21 protein-coding genes are annotated in these 22138 nt (G+C 53.9%); 7 read left to right on the top strand and 14 right to left on the bottom strand.

The window, feature by feature from the left end; translation table 11 throughout:
- Positions 1-11 precede the first annotated feature (11 nt).
- Positions 12-1022, top strand: coding sequence for a LacI family DNA-binding transcriptional regulator (locus tag O6D90_RS04430; protein ID WP_016157383.1), 1011 nt, complete (start codon positions 12-14; stop codon positions 1020-1022).
- A gap of 51 nt (positions 1023-1073) precedes the next feature.
- Here O6D90_RS04430 and lysA read toward each other — a convergent pair whose 3' ends face one another.
- Positions 1074-2330, bottom strand: a complete 1257-nt coding sequence (lysA, locus tag O6D90_RS04425; protein WP_016157384.1) for a diaminopimelate decarboxylase — start codon at positions 2328-2330, stop codon at positions 1074-1076.
- 118 nt (positions 2331-2448) lie between these two features.
- Here lysA and O6D90_RS04420 point away from each other — a divergent pair, with 118 nt between their 5' ends.
- Positions 2449-3384 carry a LysR family transcriptional regulator gene (locus tag O6D90_RS04420; RefSeq protein ID WP_016157385.1) on the top strand — a complete coding sequence of 312 codons (936 nt, stop codon included), beginning with the start codon at positions 2449-2451 and terminating at the stop codon, positions 3382-3384.
- Here the strand turns inward: O6D90_RS04420 and O6D90_RS04415 are convergent.
- A complete protein-coding gene (locus O6D90_RS04415; RefSeq protein WP_016157386.1) occupies positions 3356-4063 on the bottom strand; it encodes an aspartate/glutamate racemase in 708 nt (235 codons plus the stop codon). The two genes, O6D90_RS04420 and O6D90_RS04415, sit on opposite strands and share 29 nt — an antisense overlap.
- Before the next feature lie 137 nt (positions 4064-4200).
- On the opposite strand from O6D90_RS04415, the gene O6D90_RS04410 reads away from it, so the two are divergent.
- Positions 4201-4527 carry a cupin domain-containing protein gene (locus O6D90_RS04410; RefSeq protein ID WP_016154285.1) on the top strand — a complete coding sequence of 109 codons (327 nt, stop codon included), beginning with the start codon at positions 4201-4203 and terminating at the stop codon, positions 4525-4527.
- A gap of 144 nt (positions 4528-4671) precedes the next feature.
- Here the strand turns inward: O6D90_RS04410 and kduD are convergent, their stop codons facing one another.
- The 4 genes from kduD to O6D90_RS04390 all read right to left on the bottom strand — a co-directional run bounded on the left by kduD (position 4672) and on the right by O6D90_RS04390 (position 8977).
- The gene (gene kduD / locus O6D90_RS04405) at positions 4672-5433 is read right to left on the bottom strand and encodes a 2-dehydro-3-deoxy-D-gluconate 5-dehydrogenase KduD (RefSeq protein ID WP_016154286.1); all 762 of its coding nucleotides are present in this window, start codon (positions 5431-5433) and stop codon (positions 4672-4674) included.
- Between the two features lie 57 nt (positions 5434-5490).
- Positions 5491-6327, bottom strand: a complete 837-nt coding sequence (kduI, locus tag O6D90_RS04400) for a 5-dehydro-4-deoxy-D-glucuronate isomerase (RefSeq protein WP_016157387.1) — start codon at positions 6325-6327, stop codon at positions 5491-5493.
- 484 nt (positions 6328-6811) lie between these two features.
- Positions 6812-7990, bottom strand: coding sequence for an acetyl-CoA C-acetyltransferase (locus tag O6D90_RS04395; RefSeq protein ID WP_016157388.1), 1179 nt, complete (start codon positions 7988-7990; stop codon positions 6812-6814).
- 102 nt (positions 7991-8092) lie between these two features.
- Complete coding sequence (locus tag O6D90_RS04390) at positions 8093-8977, bottom strand: LysR family transcriptional regulator (RefSeq protein ID WP_016154289.1); 885 nt, start codon at positions 8975-8977, stop codon at positions 8093-8095.
- A gap of 101 nt (positions 8978-9078) precedes the next feature.
- Here O6D90_RS04390 and O6D90_RS04385 point away from each other — a divergent pair, with 101 nt between their 5' ends.
- Together O6D90_RS04385 and O6D90_RS04380 are read left to right on the top strand one after the other, a co-directional pair.
- Positions 9079-9534: a multidrug/biocide efflux PACE transporter gene (locus tag O6D90_RS04385; protein ID WP_016154290.1), complete on the top strand. Its 456-nt coding sequence runs from the start codon at positions 9079-9081 to the stop codon at positions 9532-9534.
- A gap of 142 nt (positions 9535-9676) precedes the next feature.
- A complete protein-coding gene (locus O6D90_RS04380; protein WP_016157389.1) occupies positions 9677-10906 on the top strand; it encodes an amino acid permease in 1230 nt (409 codons plus the stop codon).
- Positions 10907-10959: 53 nt separating this feature from the next.
- Here O6D90_RS04380 and rcnR read toward each other — a convergent pair whose 3' ends face one another.
- Entirely contained in the window at positions 10960-11232 is a 273-nt protein-coding gene (rcnR, locus tag O6D90_RS04375; protein ID WP_016154292.1) for a Ni(II)/Co(II)-binding transcriptional repressor RcnR, read from the bottom strand.
- 120 nt (positions 11233-11352) lie between these two features.
- Between rcnR and O6D90_RS04370 the strand changes: the two genes are divergently transcribed.
- Positions 11353-12246, top strand: a complete 894-nt coding sequence (locus tag O6D90_RS04370) for a nickel/cobalt efflux protein RcnA (protein ID WP_016157390.1) — start codon at positions 11353-11355, stop codon at positions 12244-12246.
- A 45-nt stretch (positions 12247-12291) separates the two neighbouring features.
- Here the strand turns inward: O6D90_RS04370 and O6D90_RS04365 are convergent, their stop codons facing one another.
- The 7 genes from O6D90_RS04365 to O6D90_RS04335 all read right to left on the bottom strand — a co-directional run bounded on the left by O6D90_RS04365 (position 12292) and on the right by O6D90_RS04335 (position 20794).
- Positions 12292-13674 carry an amidohydrolase family protein gene (locus O6D90_RS04365; protein WP_016157391.1) on the bottom strand — a complete coding sequence of 461 codons (1383 nt, stop codon included), beginning with the start codon at positions 13672-13674 and terminating at the stop codon, positions 12292-12294.
- A 12-nt stretch (positions 13675-13686) separates the two neighbouring features.
- Positions 13687-14637: a carbamate kinase family protein gene (locus O6D90_RS04360; RefSeq protein WP_016154295.1), complete on the bottom strand. Its 951-nt coding sequence runs from the start codon at positions 14635-14637 to the stop codon at positions 13687-13689.
- A 26-nt stretch (positions 14638-14663) separates the two neighbouring features.
- Positions 14664-16214, bottom strand: a complete 1551-nt coding sequence (locus tag O6D90_RS04355; protein ID WP_271143254.1) for a xanthine permease — start codon at positions 16212-16214, stop codon at positions 14664-14666.
- A 116-nt stretch (positions 16215-16330) separates the two neighbouring features.
- Positions 16331-17749 carry a DUF1116 domain-containing protein gene (locus O6D90_RS04350; protein ID WP_016157392.1) on the bottom strand — a complete coding sequence of 473 codons (1419 nt, stop codon included), beginning with the start codon at positions 17747-17749 and terminating at the stop codon, positions 16331-16333.
- A complete protein-coding gene (gene fdrA, locus O6D90_RS04345) occupies positions 17749-19296 on the bottom strand; it encodes an acyl-CoA synthetase FdrA (RefSeq protein WP_016157393.1) in 1548 nt (515 codons plus the stop codon). The genes O6D90_RS04350 and fdrA overlap by 1 nt, the downstream gene beginning before the upstream one ends.
- Positions 19274-20062 (bottom strand): DUF2877 domain-containing protein, encoded by a 789-nt coding sequence (locus tag O6D90_RS04340; protein WP_016157394.1) that lies wholly within the window; start codon positions 20060-20062, stop codon positions 19274-19276. Before O6D90_RS04340 ends, fdrA begins: the two co-directional genes overlap by 23 nt.
- 126 nt (positions 20063-20188) lie before the next feature.
- A complete protein-coding gene (locus O6D90_RS04335; protein ID WP_016157395.1) occupies positions 20189-20794 on the bottom strand; it encodes an ankyrin repeat domain-containing protein in 606 nt (201 codons plus the stop codon).
- 391 nt (positions 20795-21185) lie between these two features.
- Between O6D90_RS04335 and O6D90_RS04330 the strand changes: the two genes are divergently transcribed.
- Complete coding sequence (locus tag O6D90_RS04330; protein ID WP_016154301.1) at positions 21186-22115, top strand: LysR substrate-binding domain-containing protein; 930 nt, start codon at positions 21186-21188, stop codon at positions 22113-22115.
- Positions 22116-22138: the final 23 nt, after the last annotated feature.

Raw genomic sequence — 22138 nt, 5'->3', positions numbered from 1 at the left:
AGGATTGCGTCATGACTACGATGTTGGACGTTTCACGACACGCAGGCGTCTCAAAAGCGACCGTTTCGCGCGTACTAAATGGAACGGGTCAGGTAAAAGAGAGCACGCGCCAGAAAGTGTTCAAGGCCATGCAGGCACTCGATTATCGGCCCAACTTTTTAGCGCGCTCTTTAGCGAATCGCACCAGCAACAGCATTGGCCTGGTGGTTTCCACATTTGATGGATTCTACTTTGGCCGCCTGCTGCAACAGGCCTCGCGCCAGACGGAGTCTCACGGCAAGCAGTTGATCGTCACCGATGGTCACGACACGCCGGAGCGTGAGCAGGAAGCCGTGCAAATGCTGGCCGACAGGCAGTGCGACGCCATTATTCTCTATACCCGCTATATGAGTGAAACGGCGATTATGTCGCTGATGAACAGCATTGCGATGCCCTTGCTGGTCATCAACCGTGATGTCAGTCAGGCCCGCGATCGCGCGATTTTCTTTGAGCAGGAAGACGCGGCGTATCAGGCGGTCAATTATCTGATCTCGCAGGGGCACAGCGATATTGCTTGTATCACCGTGCCAGGCCATACGCCTACCGGTAAATCCCGCCTGATGGGGTATCGTAAGGCTCTGGAAAAAAACGGTATTCCCTGGGATCCTGATAAGGTTAAATACGGCGACTCCACGATGACGCGAGGCTATGAAGCCTGTCGAGAACTGCTGGAGGAAGGGGTGAAATTCAGCGCCCTGTTCGCCTGTAACGATGACATGGCATTAGGTGCATCAAAAGCGTTACATCAGGCCGGACTGAGGATCCCGACGGACGTCTCGCTGTTTGGTTTTGATGATGCGCCCAGCGCCAAATGGCTGGAACCGGGGTTATCTACCGTTTATCTGCCGATTGATACCATGATAACCACGGCAATTGACCAGGCTATACGTCTGGCCAACGGTGAGAGCGTGGAGCCGATCCCTCCGTTTACCGGCAAACTGGTATTACGTGACTCAGTAACGCTCGGACCGTACTTTAAGTAATATGAAAAAGAGCCAGATGGCGACGCAAGCACCTTATCCGGCCAGCTTTACTCAGATTAATTCCAGCGCTAACAGCTCATCAATGGTCTGGCGACGACGAATCAGTCGCGCCACGCCGTTATCAAACAAGACCTCCGGCAGCAGCGGGCGGCTATTGTAGTTTGACGACATTGACGCTCCGTACGCCCCGGTATCATGCAAAACCAGATAATCACCCGGCGCCACCGCAGGCAACAGACGGGTTTCCACATTTCCGCCTTCCTGCTGGGTAAACACGTCGCCTGATTCGCACAGCGGTCCGGCCACCACGGTCTCTCGTTGAGGAGTTTGTTGCAGAGAACGACCATCCCCCGCCAGCGCGGAGATATGGTGATAGCTACCGTACATGGCCGGGCGCATCAGATCGTTGAAGCCCGCATCGATCAGCACAAAGTGACGGCTGCCCATCTCTTTTACGCTGCGCACCTGCGCCACTAACACGCCGGCTTCCGCGACCAGGAAACGCCCTGGTTCGATCTCCAGTTTGACGGCATGACCCAGATGACGCGCAATACTATCGCGCGCGGCGTTCCACAATCCAAAATAGTGATCGGTGTCGATCGCCTCTTCACCTTCGCGATACGGGATTGATAAACCGCCGCCTGCGGAGATCGCTTCCAGATCCTGACCAAATTCCACCACCTGACGCACCATCGCGCCGCACACCTGCTCCAGATGCGCGTAGTCCACGCCAGAGCCGATATGCATATGAATACCCACCAACTTCAGCTTATAGCGCTGAATTACCTCCAGCGCCGCCGGAAGATCGCTGTACCAGATGCCGTGCTTGCTGTTCTCTCCCCCGGTATTGGTTTTCTGACTGTGTCCATGCCCAAAGCCAGGGTTTACGCGGAGCCAGACGCGATGGCCCGGCGAGAGCTGGCCCAGTTGTTCCAGCATATCGACCGACCCGGCATTTACCGGAATGCTCAATTCATGCACCCGGGCGAGCGTCGCTTCATCAATCATATCGGCGGTAAAGACAATCTCATCTTTGCCCGGTACAAAACCTGCCGCCAGCGCGCGTTCAATTTCGCCAAGCGAGACGGAATCGACCTTCACGCCCTGCTCGCGCATCAGGCGCAAAATATGAATATTCGAACATGCCTTCTGGGCAAAACGCACCACGTCAAACTGACTCAGTTTGGCAATCTGCGCGCGAATAATCTGCGCATCATAGACCCACACCGGGCAGCCGAATTCGGCAGGCAGGCGCAACAGGTTGTCGGCGGTCAGGTCAGTGTCTGTGTTGTTGAGTGGGCGTGGCATGGCGTGCTCCGGTATTGGCTTTTTTATGATTACGCCACAGCTCAAAAAGAATAAAAAATATCGTTTTATCGTGAGTCTATGCAAAAATGATATGGATTAGCTCATTCGAGGATTGCTTATGCCCGCGGTTAACCTGCGTCACATTGAAATTTTTCACGCCATCATGACCGCAGGCAATCTGACGGAAGCCGCGCGCATGTTACATACCTCGCAGCCCACCGTCAGTCGGGAACTGGCCCGATTCGAAAAAGTCCTGGGATTAACGCTGTTTGAACGCACGCGTGGCCGACTGCATCCAACCGTGCAAGGCTTACGTCTGTTTGAAGAGGTACAACGTTCGTGGTACGGCCTGGACAGAATTGTGAGCGCCGCCGAAAGCCTGCGCGAATTTCGTCAAGGTGAATTGTCGATTGTTTGCCTGCCGGTATTTTCGCAGTCCTTTTTACCGCCGCTGCTGCAGCCATTTCTTGCGCGCTATCCGCAGGTCAACATTCAGATCGTGCCGCAGGAGTCACCACTGTTGGAAGAGTGGCTGTCGGCGCAGCGCCACGATCTGGGGTTAACGGAAACGCTGCATACGCCAGCCGGAACGAAACGCACCGAATTGCTGGCGCTGGATGAAGTGTGTGTACTGCCGCAGGGGCATCCGCTGACCGAGAAAGCGGTATTAACGCCGCAGGATTTTCAGGGAGAGAACTATATCAGCCTGTCGCGGACCGACAGTTACCGTCAGCTACTGGACACCCTGTTTAACGAACATCAGGTGAAGCGCCGCATGGTGATTGAAACCCACAGCGCCGCTTCAATTTGTGCAATGGTGCGGGCGGGCGTGGGGATCTCGGTGGTAAACCCACTGACCGCGCTGGATTATGCCAGCAGCGGAGTGGTTATCCGCCGCTTCAGCATTTCGGTACCCTTTACGGTCAGCCTGATCCACCCACTTCATCGCCCTGCCTCGGCGCTGGTCGATGCTTTTACGGCGCATCTGCAAGCCCATCTCCCGAGACTTATCGATCCGCTGGAGGCTATTTTGTATCCACAGACGAAAGCATAAACGCCACCGCATCTTGCGCATGGATTGCCGCGGTGTCGAAAACCGGTAATGGACTTAGCTCGGCTGGAACCAGCAGACCAATCTCGGTACAGCCAAAGATAACCCCTTGAGCGCCCTGTTTAGCCAACTGATCAATTACGCTCAGGTAGTAGTCGCGGGAAGCGTTGCTGAACTCACCGAGGCACAGCTCGTCGAAAATAATCTGGTTTATTTTCTGACGATCATCAGCTTCAGGAATAAGCGTGCTAATACCAAATTCAGTCTGTAGGCGCCCGCGGTAAAAATCCTGCTCCATGGTGTAGCGCGTACCCAGTAGCGCCACGTTGCTCAGATGCTGTTTTTGTATGGCCCGACCCGTCGCATCGGCAATATGCAGGAACGGCACGTCACAGGCGGTTTCAATCGCCTCAGCAACTTTGTGCATGGTGTTGGTACACAGCACAATCCCCTCCGCTCCGGCTTGCTGAAGCCCTGCGGCGGCCTGCGCGAGGATCTCCCCAGCCCGCTGCCAGTCACCGCCAGACTGACAGGCTTCAATCTCGTGAAAATCTACGCTGTGCAACAGAATCTGTGCCGAGTGCAGGCCACCCAGACGCTGTTTTACCCCTTCATTAATGAGTCGATAATAAGGAATGGTGGATTCCCAGCTCATTCCGCCTAACAGACCGATCGTTTTCATCATTTCCCCTGATTTGTTGTTATCTCTCCAGTGAACCAAAGATGTGATCAACTTTCCACATCTGTTGGCGTGCATTTCTTTTTTTAATTTTCTGATATAGGTTTAATGAAACATTGTTTTAATTACAGGAATACCGGATGTTTATTTTTCATAAAGAGACCACCCTTGAAGATCTGGGCAATGGCGTTACCCGACGCATTCTTGCTCACGACGGTAAAATGATGGCGGTTGAGGTGAACTTCGAGCAAGGCGCGATTGGCCCGATGCACAATCATCCGCATGAGCAGCTGACTTACGTTTTGTCTGGGGAGTTTGAATTTACCATCGGCGAAGAAAAGCATGTCGTTAGGGCAGGCGATACCCTATATAAACAACCCAACATTATGCATGGCTGCGTCTGTTTAAAACCGGGAACGCTACTCGATACCTTTACGCCCATGCGCGAAGATTTTCTGCCTGCGTAATTTTATCTGTTCGTAATCTGCCTGGCGGCATAATGTTGTTCCAGAGGGAATGAATATGTCGCCTCCGGTGTATTGCTACATTCACCTTATGTTTAACTGACAAAACCTGCCAAAGGGCAGGGTTTGTCAGTTCTGGAAAGCAGATTAACGCGCCAGCCAGCCGCCGTCTACCGCAACGGTATAGCCGTTGATATAGTCAGATGCGCTGGATGCCAGGAACACAATCGGCCCCATCAGGTCACTCGGCAGACCCCAACGACCCGCCGGGATACGATCGAGAATTTCTGCGCTACGCTGCTCATCAGCGCGCAGCTGTTGAGTATTGTTCGTCGCCATGTAACCCGGCGCAATTGCGTTGACGTTGATGTTATGTTTGGCCCACTCGTTCGCCATCAGGCGGGTGACGCCCATTACGCCGCTTTTAGACGCGGTGTAAGACGGCACGCGGATCCCGCCCTGGAAAGAAAGCATAGAAGCGATGTTGATAATTTTGCCGCCGTTACCCTGAGCGATAAAGTGCTTCGCCGCAGCCTGAGACATAAAGAACACGCTCTTAATGTTCAGGTTCATCACGTCGTCCCAGTCTTTTTCGCTGAAGTCGATCGCATCGTCACGACGGATTAGACCTGCGTTGTTGACCAGAATATCGATATGACCGAATTCTGCCACTGCGCGCTCCAGCAGCGCCGGAATGCCGTCAATTTGACGCAGGTCGGCGGTCAGACTTAAAAAACGGCGCCCCAGCGCGGTCACGCGTTCGATAGTTTCCGTCGGTTCAACGATGTTGATCCCCACGATATCGCAGCCCGCTTCAGCCAAACCCAACGCCATACCCTGACCCAGGCCAGTGTCACAACCGGTCACAACGGCGACCTTACCTTCAAGAGAGAACGCATTCAAAATCATTGTAAATCCTTAATTTTTTATAATGCCCGCCGCAGCAGGCACGGCTATCGCCCGCAACTAGCGCAGATCTTTGACCGCTACATGGTCCATATCATCAAAGACCTGGTTTTCGCCGACCATGCCCCAAATGAACGTATAAGCTTTTGTGCCAACGCCGGAGTGAATTGACCAGCTCGGCGAAATCACCGCCTGCTCGTTGTGCATCACAATATGACGCGTTTCCTGAGGCTGCCCCATCATGTGGAAGACGCAGGTATCTTCTTCCATATTGAAATAGAAATAGACTTCCATACGACGTTCATGGGTATGACACGGCATGGTGTTCCACAGGTTACCCGGTGCCAGTTCGGTCAGACCCATGCTCAACTGGCAGGTTTCCAGCACATCCGGCACAAAATATTTGTTGATGGTACGACGGTTACTGGTGAGGTCATCGCCCAGCGTCACTGGCGCAACGTCTGCTGGCGTGACTTTTTTGGTTGGATAAGTCGTGTGGGCCGGCGCACAGTTATAGTAAAACTTCGCTGGTTTCGCCGTATCGATGCTGGCGAATACCACTTCTTTGGCCCCTTTCCCGACGTACAGCGCGTCACGATGACCAATTTCATAGCACTGGCCGTCAACGGTAATCGTGCCCGGGCCACCGATGTTAATCACACCCAGCTCACGACGTTCGAGGAAGTAGGTTACGCCCAGCTGTTTGCCGACTTCGCCACCCACAGAGACGGTTTTGGCCATTGGCATAATGCCGCCAACAATGATGCGGTCAATGTGGCTGTAGACCATGGTGTATTCATCTGCGACAAACACTTCTTCGACCAAAAACTCATTACGCAGCTCCTGAGTGTCCAGGGTTTTCGCATGCGCACTATGGATGCTTTGTCTTACGTCCACATTTACCTCCAGTGATAAATTGACCGTGAATGCTTAAACGAATAGCAAAACGCTGTTCCGTTTTATCTTATGCGCTCATGATATCCCTCCCGGAATGGGTTTTCAATTACAAATAAAACAACGTTTCACTTTTTCTGCATCTTATTATCAAAAGTGTAATTGCGATCACGCTAGCGCATATAAATCGCGGGAACGGTTTCAATAAAATTATTTAAAACAATTAGATAGATAAAAATAAACAAGAGTAGTTCATGAGGGGTAGGGATAAGACATTGAAAATACAGCCAGCCTCACATGCCGTTCACACACCTTTTCTAACAAAGTGCGCTGTTAATCACATGAAATGAAACGCCGTTTTGATACGTTGGCAGAGTTTAGAGTGTATGTTTCTGTAACTGGCCTTGCCCTCCTGTTGGAGGGCTTTTTTATAGATGCAGGGGATATACAGCGGGAAAGGCGTTTAAGCAGAGAAAACTACGGGTGGTTAATCTCGTTCGATAGCGAGCGCCACGCCCTGACCACCGCCTATACATAACGTTGCCAGGCCCTTGTGCGCCCGACGCTTCACCATTTCATGCACCAGTGAAACCAGAATACGGCAGCCAGATGCGCCAATCGGATGACCGAGCGCAATGGCTCCGCCGTTCACATTCACCCGCCGTTCATCCCACTCCAGCATTTTTCCAACGGACAATGCCTGTGCGGCAAAGGCTTCGTTGGCCTCGATAAGATCAACATCAGCCAGTTGCCAGCCCACACGCTCAAGGCAACGGCGCGTCGCGTACACCGGCGCAATTCCCATGAGGGCGGGATCGACCCCGACGCTGGCAAAGGCGCGGATGCGGGCCAGCACCGGCAAATTCAGCTCCAGGGCCTTGGCCTCGCTCATCATCATCACCGCAGCGGCGCCATCATTGATGGATGACGCGTTGCCCGCGGTTACTGAACCGAGCCTGTCGAAGGTCGGATCCAGACGCGCCAGCCCTTCTGCGCTGGCATCGGTGCGCGGCTGTTCGTCGGTATCCACCACGAACGATTGCCCATTACGCTGCGTTACCACCGGCACGATTTCATCTTTAAAGCGCCCGGCGTCAATTGCCATCCGCGCCTTGTGCTGCGAATGCAGTGCGTAGGCATCCTGCAGTTCACGGCTGATGCCATATTCCCGCGCCAGATTTTCCGCGGTAACGCCCATATGGTAATCGTTGAAAGCGTCCCACAGGCCGTCATGCACCAGGCTGTCGACCAGTTGACTGTTGCCCAACTGTGCGCCGGTACGGCTATCAGTAAGGACATGCGGCGCACGGCTCATATTCTCTTGTCCGCCCGCAATCACAATGTCGGCTTCGCCGCACTGGATAGCCTGGGTCGCCAGATGCAGCGCTTTCAGACCCGAGCCGCAGACATCGTTAATGGTGATGGCGGAGACGGTATTGGGTAGCCCACCATTGATGGCGGACTGACGCGCCGGGTTTTGCCCGGCACCTGCGGTAAGCACCTGTCCGAGGATCACTTCATCCACAGCGTGAACGTCCACGCCCGTGCGCTCCAGTAACGCCCTGACTACCATGCTACCTAATTCAACGGCAGAGTGGCGCGCCAGCGTCCCCTGGAAGCAGCCGATCGGTGTCCGTAACGCCCCGACTATCACAACCTCTTTCATCACCACCTCAGCGCAAAATAACACCGCAATAGTAGATGATTGTTAAAAAGAGTTATCAAGGTTGTTTAAAAACGGTGATTTTTATCACAAAGGAAATTCGTATCATTTATTGGTCATCTGAACGCCACTCTGCTGTAAATGGTCGCGCAGCCAACTTCCCGCCACGCCAGGCGGTGATTTCTTATTCCACAGCAGATCGATAGAAATAGCCTTTGGCCAGCCGGGCAGCATCAATTGGACCAGCGGTTTTTCTGCCGCAAACTCCTCCACCAGCGCACAAGGGAGCGCGCACCAGCCGAATCCCTGCACCGCCATACTCAGCAGCAACAAATAGTTAGGCGCCGACCAGACGGGGCCGCGCGCCACGTTAGTGCCGCTCTCCAGATAGGTATTCAGCCGCAGCTCTCGCCAGGTATGTAGCTGTTCCCACTGCAGTTTTTCTTGAGTCGCCAGTGGATGCGATGCCGCAACGTATAATCCCATCCAGGTTTGCATCGGCAGACGCGTGACGCCCATGTCGGTCGGGTAATCCTCCCGCGCTTCGATCAACCCAACCTGAGCACGTCCTTTTTGCAGCAGATCGATAACGTCTTCATCTTCGCCAATCAGACATTCAAACTCGGTATGGGGAAACTTGTGGTCAAACTGCACCATCAATTCTTCCAGCACATCCGGATGCAGCGTGTCAGACAAAACGAAGGTCAGACGCGCTTCCGTTTCACCCGACAGCGAAATCGCTGCCTCATCAAGACGTTCGCTGGCCGTCAAAATTGCCTGCACATAGCCCAGCACCCGCTTACCTTCTTCGGTTAGCGTCGGCTGACGTGATGAGCGGTCAAACAGCGCAAAACCGAGATCGGCTTCCAGATGCGCAATGGCCGTGCTGATGGTGGACTGACTTTTACGCAGCCGCCGGGCCGCAGCAGAAAATGAGCCGCAGGAAACGGTCTCCACAAATGCCGTTAACGCTTCAGGGGAGTAACGCATGAACTATCTACTTTATCGATGGATACTATCTTTTAGATATCACATAAAACGATAAAATTGCCACCATTCCGTTATCCGGGCATCAAAGAAGGTTTTAGATTATGCAACACGATACAGTCCAACGCCGCTCGTTACTGGAGCGAATTTTTCATGCCGTCTGCTTTGAAGGCATTGCCACCGCGATCCTCGCACCAACCACCGCATGGTTGATGCAGCGCTCGGTGCTGGAAATGGGCGGACTGACCATCCTTCTCGCCACCACGGCGATGATCTGGAATATCATTTATAACGCCCTGTTTGACCGACTGTGGCCGTCGCACCTGGTAAAACGTACGGCTAAAGTGCGGGCATTCCACGCCTTAGGCTTCGAGAGCGGTTTTATTGTCATCGGGGTGAGCATCGTGGCGTATGTGCTGAACGTCAGCCTGCTCCAGGCATTCACACTGGAAATAGGTTTCTTCCTGTTCTTCCTGCCATACACCATGTTCTATAACTGGGCTTATGACACTTTACGCGAGCGCGTTATGAAGCGTCGCCAGCAGCGCGTTACTGCCTGATAATTCAAACAATAGCCGGAATCTTCTCGGTTCCGGCTTTTGATCCATTCACTCGCCCGCTTGTTGACACCTCCCCCAGCCCCTGCCATTTGTGGTAAATTGCGCTTCTTTTTGTTTATTTTATAGTTGATACGTTCAAATAATGTCGAAATTTTGGTCAAAAGAAGAGACTCTCTGGAGCTTCGCACTATATGGGACTGCCGTCGGCGCAGGAACCCTCTTCCTCCCCATACAGCTGGGTTCTGCAGGCGCGGTGGTACTGTTTATCACCGCACTCGTCGCCTGGCCTTTAACCTACTGGCCGCACAAGGCGCTGTGCCAGTTTATCCTGTCCTCAAAAACCTCGGCAGGTGAAGGGATCACTGGTGCAGTTACGCACTACTACGGCAAAAAGATAGGCAGCCTGATCACGACCCTCTATTTTATTGCCTTCTTTGTGGTGGTGCTGATCTACGCCGTGGCGATAACCAATTCACTCACTGAACAACTGGCAAAACATATCGCCATCGATCTGCGTGTTCGCATTCTGGTCAGTCTTGGCGTGGTGCTGGTGCTGAACCTGATTTTTCTGATGGGCCGACAAGCAACCATTCGGGTAATGGGCTTTCTGGTGTTCCCGCTCATCGCGTACTTTTTGTTCCTTTCGCTCTACCTGACCGGAAGCTGGCAGCCAACGCTACTCACCGGCCAGATGTCTTTCGATCAGCACACGCTTCATCAGGTTTGGATATCTATTCCCGTGATGGTTTTCGCTTTTAGCCATACGCCAATTATCTCGACGTTCGCCATCGACCGACGTGAGAAATATGGCGAGCAGGCCATGGGTAAATGCAAAAAAATCATGAAGGTAGCCTACATCATCATCTGCCTGAGCGTGCTGTTTTTCGTCTTCAGCTGTTTGCTTTCGATTCCGACAAACTATATCGAGGACGCGAAAAATGAAGGGGTGACCATTCTGTCAGCGCTATCGATGATGCCAAATGCACCAGCATGGCTGTCGATTTCTGGGATCATTGTCGCCGTCGTGGCGATGTCAAAATCGTTCCTCGGCACCTACTTTGGCGTGATTGAAGGGGCAACCGAGGTGGTAAAAACATCGTTGCATCAGGTGGGAGTGAAGAAAAGCCGGGCCTTTAACCGCGCCCTGTCCATTATGCTGGTTTCGACCATTACGTTTATCATTTGCTGCATTAACCCTAATGCAATTTCAATGATTTACGCGATTAGCGGGCCGCTGATTGCCATGATTCTGTTTATCATGCCGACATTATCTACCTATCTGATCCCGGCGCTAAAGCCGTACCGTTCAGTGGGTAATCTGATCACCCTGATTGTCGGTCTGCTGTGCGTATCTGTGATGTTTTTTGGCTAGAACGTGTTTTTAACGGCTCATTCATCAGTATGGGGATGAGCCGTTAAACTGACTTATTTGATGTACGAATCGAGTACCTTCAAAACCACATCCAAATCTTCTTCGCGCTTAATTTCATCGCCCTGATGCACAATGTGCTCGGTCAGATGACCTTTAATCACCTCGCGCATTAACCCGTTTACCGCACCGCGGATCGCCGCTATTTGCTGCAATACCGCCGCGCATTCATGCGGTTCATCCAGCATGGTTTTCAACGCCGCTACCTGCCCCTGAATCTTACTGGCTCGGGCTTTCAGCTTTTGTTTGTCGCGGATCGTATGTGACATAGCAATACCTTTTCAACGTCTGGCTGGAGCGACAATACCATCGTCATTCTACTGGGGGGTAGTATTTAATACTGGGGGGGAGTAGAATCTGGCAAAATTAAACAACTAAGAATCATTCTCATGGGTGAGTTTTCTACGCTTCTTCAGCAAGGCAACGCCTGGTTTTTCATTCCCAGCGCGATTCTATTAGGAGTGTTACACGGTCTGGAACCGGGGCATTCCAAGACGATGATGGCGGCCTTTATTATTGCCATTAAGGGGACCATCAAACAGGCGGTGATGCTGGGGCTGGCGGCAACGCTGTCGCATACCGCAGTGGTATGGCTGATTGCGCTCGGCGGGATGTATATCAGCAAAGCGTTTACTGCCCAGGCCGTTGAGCCGTGGCTGCAGTTTGTCTCGGCGATTATTATTCTCGGGACCGCATTCTGGATGTTCTGGCGAACCTGGCAGGGAGAACAGAACTGGCTGACCCAGACGCATCATGACCACGATCATGAGCATCACCATGATCATGATGACCATCACCACCATCATAACCACGGTGAAGCTCACCACCATCATCACGAACATGACCACGACCACGATCATAACCATGCTGCGTTAGCAGGGCTGAGCGAGGGTTCGAAAGCGTATCAGGATGCCCACGAGCGGGCACATGCTACCGATATTCAGCGCCGCTTTGCAGGCAAAGAGGTCACCAACGGCCAAATATTATTGTTTGGTCTGACCGGCGGGTTGATCCCCTGCCCTGCTGCCATTACGGTACTGCTGATTTGCATCCAGCTCAAAGCCTTCACGCTGGGTGCCACTATGGTGCTGTGCTTCAGCCTCGGGCTGGCGCTAACGCTGGTAACGGTGGGCGTGGGAGCGGCAATCAGCGTGCAGCAGGCGGCCAAACGCTGGAGCGGATTTAACACACTGGCACGCAAAGCCCCCTATTTTTCCAGCGCGCTCATCGCGATGGTCGGCTTATATATGGGGATTCACGGCTATATGGGGATCGTCGGTTAACGAGCAGAGAGCGCAGCAGCGATTGCCGCTGCGCATCAAACCAGGCTAGCTTGCGACGTTCCCCCACACCAGTTGGCCTTTATGGAAGGTCGCGGTGCGTGGGGAGATTCGCGCGACCGCTTCCGCTGAGCAGGAGGCATCCACCAGTACAAAGCTGGCTTCATCCTGCGCCTTCGGCCAGACGCGCTCACCTTTATCGTTAAGCGGCAGCACATCGCCGGTGGCGAGGAACAGCGCCCGCGACAGGTTGAGTTCATTGGGACGAATATAGAGCTGCGCGTACAGATTCGCCTTCTCCAGCATGTCTCCAAGCCCGTACGGCGACCAGTGGTCAATCACACTGTCAGTCCCGGTAATCACTTCCACGCCTTTGTCACGCAGCTGCTTGAGCGGCATATGCAAGGTTCCGATCGGCACCGTCGAGGCAATGGTAATCTGCTGCGCCGCCATGCGGCTCGCCAGCGCATCCACCTGCTGTTCGTTCAGCGTTGCCAACGCAAATGCGTGGCTGATGGTCAGTTTGCCCTTCAACTGCGGCGTTTTCTCCACCGTTTCCACCATGTAATTCACCGCCGCAACGCCCGCCGGGCTGGTTTCATGCAGATGGATATCCACGCCTTTATCGTAATCCAGCGCAATCTGGAACATGGTGTCGAGGGATTTTTCCATCGCCCCGTCCACGCTGGTTGGGTCCAGACCGCCGACGTAATGCGCCCCCGCCTGCATTGCTTCACGCATCAACGGTTCAGACTTCGATAACAGCAGGCCATGCTGCGGAAACGCCACGATTTCACAGGCAAAACCCGGCTGGCGACGCGCCAGCACCGCCTGCAGATTTTCCAGGTTTTTCAGCCCGGAAACCGGTTCGATATTGCAGTGGCTGCGGGCGATCGAGGTGCCTTTTGATTGCAGCAGATCGATGAGCTTTTCCGCGCGCTCCTGCGTGTAAGGCTGGAGTTCAGGCAGCAGCTTTTGCTCAAGGCGGATCATATCCTGAATGGTGGTGCCAGCCGGGCGATTCAGCGAACGCCAGGGACCGCCGTAAAAGGTTTTATCCAGATGGATGTGCATGTCGCGCATGGCGGGCAGCATCAGCTTTCCACCCGCATCGTAGTGCGGCAGCGTCGCATCCGGATGCTGCTTATTCTCACGCAGGGCAACAATTTTCCCGTCCTGAATTTCAACGGTTTGCAGCGCGGTACGGGTATGCACCACCACCGAGTTTTCGTAATCAAACCCCGCTTCCAGCAGGACGTTATCCAGGTAATAGTGCTTATCGTTAATCGTCATTGTGCTCTTCGCCCCGCAGGTGTTCCCGACAGGATTAGCAGCATACGCGACCGGAGCCACTGCGCCAAACAGCGCGGCAGCGGTCACCATTTTTCCGCTCTGACTTAAAAATTCACGGCGGCTGTTACTTTCCTTCATTCACATTTCCTCTCAGGAATGGACAATATGGGTGCCCGTTTCGCCGCGCAGTGCGGCCGGCAGGCATTCCGGCGTGGTGATGATCACTCGCTTACCGCCACGCGCCAAGAACGCCAGACTGGCAACGATTTTGGGTAACATGCTCCCCGGCGGGAAATGTCCCTCCTGCATGTAACGGGTCATCGTTGCGACATCCACCTTATCCAGCGCCTGCTGGTTGGGTTTGCCAAAATGAATACAGACCTGCTCGACGCCGGTGGTGATCACCAGAATGTCAGCGCGGATCTCCTGCGCCAGCAGAGCCGTGGAGAGATCTTTATCAATCACCGCATCCACGCTCTGATAATCCCCCTGATCGCTACGCACCACCGGGATCCCACCGCCACCCGCGCCAATCACCACAAAACCTTGCTGGGTCAGCGTTTTGATCGCCTCCGCCTCGACAATACGCTTCGGTTCCGGAGAGGCGACGACCCGGCGGTAGCCGCGTCCCGAATCTTCAACAAAGCGCCAGCCCGGATTGACCCGCTGCAGTTCATCGCGCTGCGCTTCGCTAAAGAACGCGCCGATAGGCTTGGTCGGGTTAGCGAAGCCCGGATCGTTTTTGTCGACCTCCACCTGCGTGACCACCGTAACCGCCTTCTGCTCACCGCGCCGCGCCAGGCGGTTGTTCAGCGCCTGTTGGATCAGATAGCCGATCCCGCCCTGCGTATCGGCGACGCAGTTTGCCAGCGGGGTGAGCGGCAACCCTTCACGCTCATGCGCGATTTCCGCACGCCGTAGATCCAGCCCCACCTGCGGCCCGTTTCCGTGCGTCAGCACAATGTTGTAGTCCGATGCCAACATCTCCAGCACCGTGTCCGCCACCGCTTTCACCGCTTCAGCCTGGTGCTCAATCGACTGGCTGGCGTTATCTTTGATAATGCTGTTGCCGCCAATGGCAACGACCACAAGTTCTTTCATAGTGTTATCTTCCGCTTACAGGCGATTCAGGTCGTTTTCGTCGGTTCCTGCTCAGGCGCAGTCACCGCTTCACGGCTATCAAGAACATGCTTGAGGACAAACATGCCGCTCATCATCAGGTAGGCCACAACAAACATCATCGAACTGCCTTCTGCAAAGCCAACCGCCGGAGAGTGGATCACACCAAACAGCGATAACAGCGCGCCAAAAGCTGCGGCAATCGCCCCACGCAGCGGCTTATTCATAATGGCGAAGATAGCGACGCAGCCCCACAGCATACTGGCCAGCGGCGCACCGCTTCCCAGATGCACCAGCCCATCGTAATAGACACCTTTGCTGTGCAGCAGGTCGCTGCCCAGTTTCCCCGCGGATGTTCCGGCGGCGCCCATCACGCTGTTGACGATGGTCAACGCCCAGTTAGCGATCCACGGGAACAAGCAGATAAAGATAACGGGAACCTCGACTTTGGGCGTCTCTCGCACCACCTGGTTGGCGGTCACCACGCCGATAAACACCAGAATCGGCACTATCGCAGTCATCGGAATAATCGCGAGCATAAACGCCCCCAGCCCAAACAGCGGTACCAGGAACATGGTGATGCCTGAAGCGAGGGTATAACCGATGCTGGCCCCCATCGCTTTCCAGCCCGCATGCCCAACATATACGGTCACCGGGAATGGGTTGCCCAGCATGCAGCCGAGCATGGAGGCAAAACCGTTCGCCATCATGACCTTACGGGTGTTGTACTCATCACCCGCCGCATGCGCACTTTCAATGTTCTCAAGGTCAAAAATGTAGTTCGCCAGACCCAGAGGAACCGCAGAAGCCAGGTACGGCAGCGCGTGCGGCAAACCCTGCAGGAAGCTGTCGACATGGATTTCCGGCGGGTTGAAGCCAAAGGAAGACATCGAAGATTTAATGGCTTCCGGGCTTTGCAAACCGGAGATCCACGCCAACGCTGTACCGGCAATCAGCAGCAGCAAACCGGTGGGGATGCGGGCAAAAATCGGCTTCTTACCGAACCAGTTAATGAAGATTAACAACAAGACGATGAAAGAGACGGTCGGCGCTTCGAATGCCTGCAGCATCGGGTTCATCGCCAGCAGCAACAGTCCCAGACCGGACAGACAAGAAAGTAATATCGTACGCGGGATCATCTTGCGGATGGTCTCGCCCAGGAAGGAGCCGCCGACCAGGATCAACGCTTCGACAAAGCACCACACCAGGGCTATCTGGATAGCAAAGTTGGCATCTTTGGTTTGCTGATATACCGGCATTAGCACCAGGAAGGTCACGGTAAAAATTGACGGTGCGCTCGGCCCGGATGGCAGCGCCGTCACGTCTTTACGCCCGGTGTGCTTTGCCATCTGCAGGCCAAACCAGGCGTAGCAGACGCTGGCCACCAGCACCGCCAGACCAAAGGCAGGCGCAATGCGACCATAGACAATTTCGGTAGGGATCCCGACGACAAAAATGAGCAGCCCCATCATTGTCAGCAGGTTAGTCAGGTTGTTGGTCATCAGCCCAAAGTAAGCAGCCCAGTCACCACGTTTCCATTCTAGTTTTATGCTGTTCATGGAATATCCTTAACAGGTTAAGCATCGTTTGCGATCCCGGGGATCGCCCAGCCCTGCAGGTAAGCAACGTTTTTGCTTCGCTACTGTGGGGCTAACAGCGTTAGCCCCGATTGTTGTTATTGGCAGTAGCGGTCGCGCCAGTTGAGGATCGCCTTTTCAAAACAGGCGAACGGCGGATGGACTATTCCGGCGCCGATCATGCCGATCCCCGCATCTTTGTGCGCAATTGCGGTGTTAATCACCGGCAGAATGCCGGTGCTACCCACGCGCGTAATGTCGATAGCGGTCGGTACGCCCATAAAACCAAGTAACGGAATAGTAACGTTGGGGTTTTCGCCGAGAGTGATTTCATGCATCTGGCGAGAGAAATCGACCGCCTCTTCAACCGTACCGCCCACCAGCGCCACGATGGCCGGTGCCGTGGCCATGGCAAAACCGCCGATGCCGTAGGTTTCGGTAATTGCGCTATCACCGATATCACGTCCGGAATCTTCGGGCTTATAGCCCGCAAACATCGGGCCAATCACCTGCTGCGCCGGACCGGTAAACCACTGACCCGGTAAGCCGCTGATGCGCAGACCGAATTCAACGCCGTTACGCGCCATCGTCGTGACTACGGTGCTGTATTCGATCCCGTGTGCGGCGTCCATTGCGGCTTTACACATCGCCATCCAGGTCGGTCCGGAGAAGTAATCGCTGCTGAGGACGAACTCGAATACCTCACGCTGCTGCTCAACCGGATAGCCGGTCTGAATAATCCACGGCGTCAGTGCCTGTATCAGTAGCGCCGTCCCGGCATTGTTGCGGTTATGACACTCATCGCCCATGTGCAGCGCCTGCGCCAGCATCAGGCGCAGATCGATTTCGCCCGCCAGCTTCATGGCGTCGCGCAGCATCGGTCCCATCACATCGCGCATCCAGTTCAGGCGATCGATAACGCTCTGATCGTTCGCGCCCATGCGCAGGATCTTCGCCATCTGCTCGCTCATATTGGTATATGCGCGGTTGCCGTAGGTTTTGTTCTCGACGATGTGCATAAACATCGACGCCGACGTCACACCCGCCATCGAACCGACACAGTCATGCTCGTGGCACGGTGAGAAGATGATTTCACCCGAGGCGGCCAGGTCGGCGGCTTCATCCAGATCTTTCGCCAGTCCTTCAAACACCAAAGCCCCGGTGACCGCGCCCTTCATTGCGCCGCACATTTTTTCCCAGCAGATGGGCGGTCCGGCGTGCAGGATGGTGTTGCGGGTCATGCCCGGCACGACGTTGATCGCCTGGTCATAGCCAATCAGCACCGGATGCGACTGGATAATGCGTTCCAGCGCCTGCTGGTTAGCGGCAGCGATTTTGTCAGCCAGCGGCGAATCGGCAATTTCGTCCAGTGCGGCCACGACCTGCATGTTGCCCTGGCCCGGCGGCGTCCAGTCGAGCTGGGTCACGGGAACATTCTGCTTTTTCAGGTCATCGCTGAACATCGCGATGCCGACGTTAATCACGTTCAGCGGCTGGTTAAACAGTGTCTGGCTCATCAGGCTTCCTCCCCTTTACAGATAAATTCACGTGCCAGCAATCCGGTATTGGTGCTACTGCTCGCCCAGATCACGCCTGCATCGGTCAGCATCTGGCACTGTTTTTCCAGCGACGGCGTATCGAGATCGGTTCCCAGCACGTAGCCGAGGATCTCAAGCGGACGCCCCTCTGCGGCGGCGATCGCTTTGGCTTCGACGATCGCCTCGATCATCACGCCAACCGGATCTTCATGTGATCCATATCCAAGAACGAAGTCCATAACGATCACGCCGACTTCAGGATCGCGTGCTTCCTGCAACAGACGACTAATGCGGTTGGTTGGATCGATCATCGGGTGCGGTTTACCGTTGGTAAAATCGTCATCTCCGAAATCAAGGAAGGTATGTCCCACGCTGCGGTTGAGATCTGTCAGGCGAAAAGCCGGATCCGGATGAATGTTGCTGTAAACTTCCGCATGTTTTTCCATAGCAGCAAACATCGCCTCATCGCACAGCGTGCCGCCACAGAACAAGCCGCGAATGTACTTTTGCTGCGGGGTCAGGCGGGCGCGGACCTCTTCAATCAGCGGCCAGTTGAGCGGATGCAGATCCAGACTCTCTTTTTTCACGCCAGTCAGCAGTACCGCTTTCAGCGCCGCCTCTTTAGTGCCGCGTGCAAACAGCAGACCGTTTTCATCCGCAGGCGCGGCTTCACGTCCGAGGAAACACACCACGACGGGCTTATGGCAGGCACGCGCACGTTCCAGCACTTTGCGCGCCACTGTTGGCGCAGGAGGTTTGGAGATAAGCGCGATGATCTCGGTTTGCGGATCGGCCTCCAGCATACCAATCGCGTCAAGCATCATCAGGCCGCCAATCTTTTCGCTCAGATCGCGTCCACCGGTGCCAATCAGTTGGGAAATCCCGCCGCCAAACTCGTGAATGCGTACGCTCAGCTCCTGGCTACCGGTACCGGAGGCGCCAACAATTCCGATGTTGCCGCGACGCACCGCATTGCCAAAACACAGCGCCGCGCCGTTAATAATGGCGGTTCCGCAATCGGGCCCCATCATCAGCAGCCCTTTTTCATGCGCCAGCTGCTTGAGCGCCAGTTCGTCTTCAAGAGAGACGTTGTCAGAGAACAGCATCACGTTGAGGTTATTTTGCAGCGCCTGACGCGCTTCACGCGCGGCAAACAGACCATTGACCGAGATCACCGCCAGGTTGCTGTCAGGAACATGCTTCTTCGCACTGGCAAGCGTGGCATAGCGCGCTTCATGCTGCCCCCCCTGCTCTTTATGCGTAAACAAATCTTCAATCGCCACCAGCGTCTGATCGTTCGCCGCCTCGCTGGCGCCTTTAATGACAATCATCAGGTCGCCACTTTTCGCCTCTTCAAGTTCAGGCGTGAGCAGACCGAGATTCTTCAGTACGCCCTTATTCATTTCTGTCGCCATAGCCACGAACGCCTGCTCAACGCCATCGAGCTTATTTGCGCGTGTGGAGATAGACATCAGTGAGACAGAATCAAAATACGTGTTCTTTTTAACAACTATCCTGATCGACATAATTCCCTCCGGACCTGTGGCTCAGGGCGCAGGCATCCGCCATGCCATACAGCATGTCGCAGCCAGAACTTGAGCCGATATTTTTAATGTCAGTAATATATTGCGTAGAAACGGGTTGTTGTTCAGTAATAATATGGTTCAGCAGCCGTCCGACGCTTTCCCGATAACGTTGATGAAAGGCTTCCTCTAGCGTTATTTTGCTGAGTAGCGTGGTATTATTTCCGGCACATTGTAAGGCTGCTAAAAATTCATCACGATATTTCCCCAGCGGATGTCCAGGAATAAATAAAATAGTGCTTAAACCCACTAAATAATCATCAGATGAAGGCGTCAAACCAATCCCCAGACCAATTAAATGGCTGACCGCTGTAGAGATATTTTCTCCTGTATGCAACGCCGCCAGTAATGTTTGTCGGCGACTCAGTAATTGGCGGGTGATTTCCAGATAAAACGGGTTATCCCCCTGGTACAGAAATAATGTGTCAGCGCTTCTTAGCTGTTGGCGGATAACCTCTTCCCAGCGCAGCCAGCGGATTGCAGCAAGGCTTATTGCATCAGGCCTCCACTGTGGTATGCGCCACGGCAGACAACCGGAAGTTTCTATCCATTTATCGTTGCCAACGGCTATCCCCGATTCGGTAAAACTGACTCTCTCACCGGGGTGAAACAGCTCTTCACAATGCGTCAGCGCCAGCCGACAGCTGTTAGGCGCGTTATCACAACCTTCACTCAGTAACGTCAGCAACCGCTGCTGTTCAGGTATCAACAGGTTTACCGCGCGGGAAAAAACCTGTTCAACCCGTCCCGTTCCCCGGAAAGCGAGAAACGCGCCGTCTGCGGTTAGCGCCCGTACGCATCGCCGTGATGGCGTAGCGATAGTGGCGCTCCTCTGTCAGGCTCCGGCCGCAATCAGCAGCTCGGCAATTTCGTGGTATCCTTTCTCCCGCGCCAGCTCCAGCGGGGTTTTACCGTATTTATCCGTCATGTGCGGGTTTGCGCCATGGTCGAGCAGCAGCTTGACGATTTCCTGCTGTTTCGCACCGCCGTCATTAAGCACGATGGCTTCCAGTAACGGCGTCCAGCCGACAAAGTTGGTATGATTAACATTGATATCGGTACGCAGCAGCAGTTCGCGCACGATCTCTACATGACCTTTTTCGCTGGCTGGCGTAATACCGACGCCGCCAAAACGGCTCAGGCAATTAAGATCGGGGTTGGCCGGTAATACGGTACGCAACAGCGTTAAATCGTTAGTCAGACAGCTAATCAGGAATGGATTAAAACAGGTTTGATCCTGTTTATTAATATCAGCACCGGCGGCAATCAATAAAGAAACACAGTCATAATGTTTATTCAGGCTGGCAATAATTATGGCAGTGCGCCCCTGGCGGTTAGTGGCATTAATATCCACATTTTTTGCCAGGCAGGATTTTAATCCATCGGCATCACCCTGCTCTGCCGCCAGCAGAAATTCAGTAATGAGTTCTTTCTCTGACATAATCGCTCTCCTGCAGTTTTTTAGACTTTTTAAATATCCGATAAGCTGAGAATAGCAACAGAGTGCAGAGAATAATATCCGCTTAAATTTCATTCATCGTAAGCGTGTCGATTATTGAATCAAATTTAACAATGAGAACAAAACGTGCTGTAGTGCAATCTTTTCCTTATGACAGAGCCGCTTTTAGCCATTAATCAGTTGTCAGGAAAATCAGGCGTGATGCTACACGGATAGCGGCCTGCAATTAATATACAGAAGTGTGATTGCCTTCAAATCAATTGTAAAACTAGTGTTAAATTCTGTTCAAAACTGATTGCTCTGCATAAGGATTACAAATACATTCAACAATCATCGCGTCGCGGATGTGCGTTTGTCGCCGGAGGGGAGGAAGATGAATTCAATTTTTACCGAGGAAAACCTGCTGGCATTTACGATGGCAGCCCGCTACAGCAGCTTCAGCAAGGCGGCTGAGGAACTTGGCTTAACCACATCAGCAATTAGTTACACCATTAAGCGCATGGAGCTGGGGCTCGACGTGGTGCTGTTTACCCGCAGTACCCGCAGCATTGAGCTGACTGAGTCCGGACGCTATCTGTTTCGCAAGGCGACCGACCTGCTCAACGATTTCCACGCCATCAAGCGCAGTATTGATACCATTGCTCAGGGCATTGAAGCCCGGGTACGCATCTGTATTAATCAACTGTTGTATACCCCTCAACATACGGCACGACTGCTGCAGGTACTCAAGAAACAGTTTCCAACCTGCCAGATAACCGTCACCACCGAGGTGTATAACGGCGTCTGGGATTCGATCATTAACAACCTCGCCAACATCGCTATCGGCGCGCCGGATACGTTACTGGACGGCGGGGGGATTGATTACACCGAGATCGGCGCGATCCGTTGGTCGTTTGCGATCGCCCCGGATCATCCGCTGGCTTTTATGCCTGAACCCATTTCTGAGAGCCAGCTGCGCCTGTACCCGAACATCATGGTGGAAGACACCGCGCACACCATCAACAAGAAGGTCGGCTGGCTGTTACACGGACAGGAGTCGATTCTGGTTCCTGATTTTAATACCAAATGCCAGTGCCAGATCCTGGGTGAGGGCATCGGTTTTCTGCCGGACTATATGGTGCGCGAGGCGATGGAAAAGTCGTTGCTGGTCACGCGGCAGATCCACAACCCGCGTCAGGATTCAAGGATGCTGCTGGCGACCCAGCATTCGGCCACCGGTCGTGTAACCCAGTGGATTAAAAAAGAGTTTGGCCCACAAGGGGTATTGACGGGAATTTATCAAGATTTGCTGCATCGGGAGTGATGCGCCGGACGGCGGTCATGCCT

The sequence above is a fragment of the Citrobacter sp. 21OH12SH02A-Citro genome (genome assembly GCF_027919895.1).
In the GTDB taxonomy this organism is placed as follows: Bacteria; Pseudomonadota; Gammaproteobacteria; order Enterobacterales; family Enterobacteriaceae; genus Citrobacter; species Citrobacter braakii.
Note: the sequence above shows the minus strand (reverse complement) of the source record. Positions and strands in the feature narration are given on the sequence as shown.

Bases quoted from the DNA above. Each gene is read 5' to 3' on its own strand.
- O6D90_RS04385 (WP_016154290.1), top strand. From the start codon at position 9,079: ATGCAACACGATACAGTCCAACGCCGCTCGTTACTGGAGCGAATTTTT.
- O6D90_RS04330 (WP_016154301.1), top strand. From the start codon at position 21,186: ATGAATTCAATTTTTACCGAGGAAAACCTGCTGGCATTTACGATGGCA.
- fdrA (WP_016157393.1), bottom strand. From the start codon at position 19,296: ATGTCGATCAGGATAGTTGTTAAAAAGAACACGTATTTTGATTCTGTC.
- O6D90_RS04360 (WP_016154295.1), bottom strand. From the start codon at position 14,637: ATGAAAGAACTTGTGGTCGTTGCCATTGGCGGCAACAGCATTATCAAA.
- O6D90_RS04355 (WP_271143254.1), bottom strand. From the start codon at position 16,214: ATGAACAGCATAAAACTAGAATGGAAACGTGGTGACTGGGCTGCTTAC.
- O6D90_RS04380 (WP_016157389.1), top strand. From the start codon at position 9,677: ATGTCGAAATTTTGGTCAAAAGAAGAGACTCTCTGGAGCTTCGCACTA.
- kduD (WP_016154286.1), bottom strand. From the start codon at position 5,433: ATGATTTTGAATGCGTTCTCTCTTGAAGGTAAGGTCGCCGTTGTGACC.
- O6D90_RS04420 (WP_016157385.1), top strand. From the start codon at position 2,449: ATGCCCGCGGTTAACCTGCGTCACATTGAAATTTTTCACGCCATCATG.
- O6D90_RS04350 (WP_016157392.1), bottom strand. From the start codon at position 17,749: ATGAGCCAGACACTGTTTAACCAGCCGCTGAACGTGATTAACGTCGGC.
- O6D90_RS04430 (WP_016157383.1), top strand. From the start codon at position 12: ATGACTACGATGTTGGACGTTTCACGACACGCAGGCGTCTCAAAAGCG.
- lysA (WP_016157384.1), bottom strand. From the start codon at position 2,330: ATGCCACGCCCACTCAACAACACAGACACTGACCTGACCGCCGACAAC.
- O6D90_RS04390 (WP_016154289.1), bottom strand. From the start codon at position 8,977: ATGCGTTACTCCCCTGAAGCGTTAACGGCATTTGTGGAGACCGTTTCC.
- O6D90_RS04365 (WP_016157391.1), bottom strand. From the start codon at position 13,674: ATGAAGGAAAGTAACAGCCGCCGTGAATTTTTAAGTCAGAGCGGAAAA.
- O6D90_RS04335 (WP_016157395.1), bottom strand. From the start codon at position 20,794: ATGTCAGAGAAAGAACTCATTACTGAATTTCTGCTGGCGGCAGAGCAG.
- O6D90_RS04370 (WP_016157390.1), top strand. From the start codon at position 11,353: ATGGGTGAGTTTTCTACGCTTCTTCAGCAAGGCAACGCCTGGTTTTTC.
- O6D90_RS04395 (WP_016157388.1), bottom strand. From the start codon at position 7,990: ATGAAAGAGGTTGTGATAGTCGGGGCGTTACGGACACCGATCGGCTGC.
- rcnR (WP_016154292.1), bottom strand. From the start codon at position 11,232: ATGTCACATACGATCCGCGACAAACAAAAGCTGAAAGCCCGAGCCAGT.
- O6D90_RS04410 (WP_016154285.1), top strand. From the start codon at position 4,201: ATGTTTATTTTTCATAAAGAGACCACCCTTGAAGATCTGGGCAATGGC.
- O6D90_RS04415 (WP_016157386.1), bottom strand. From the start codon at position 4,063: ATGAAAACGATCGGTCTGTTAGGCGGAATGAGCTGGGAATCCACCATT.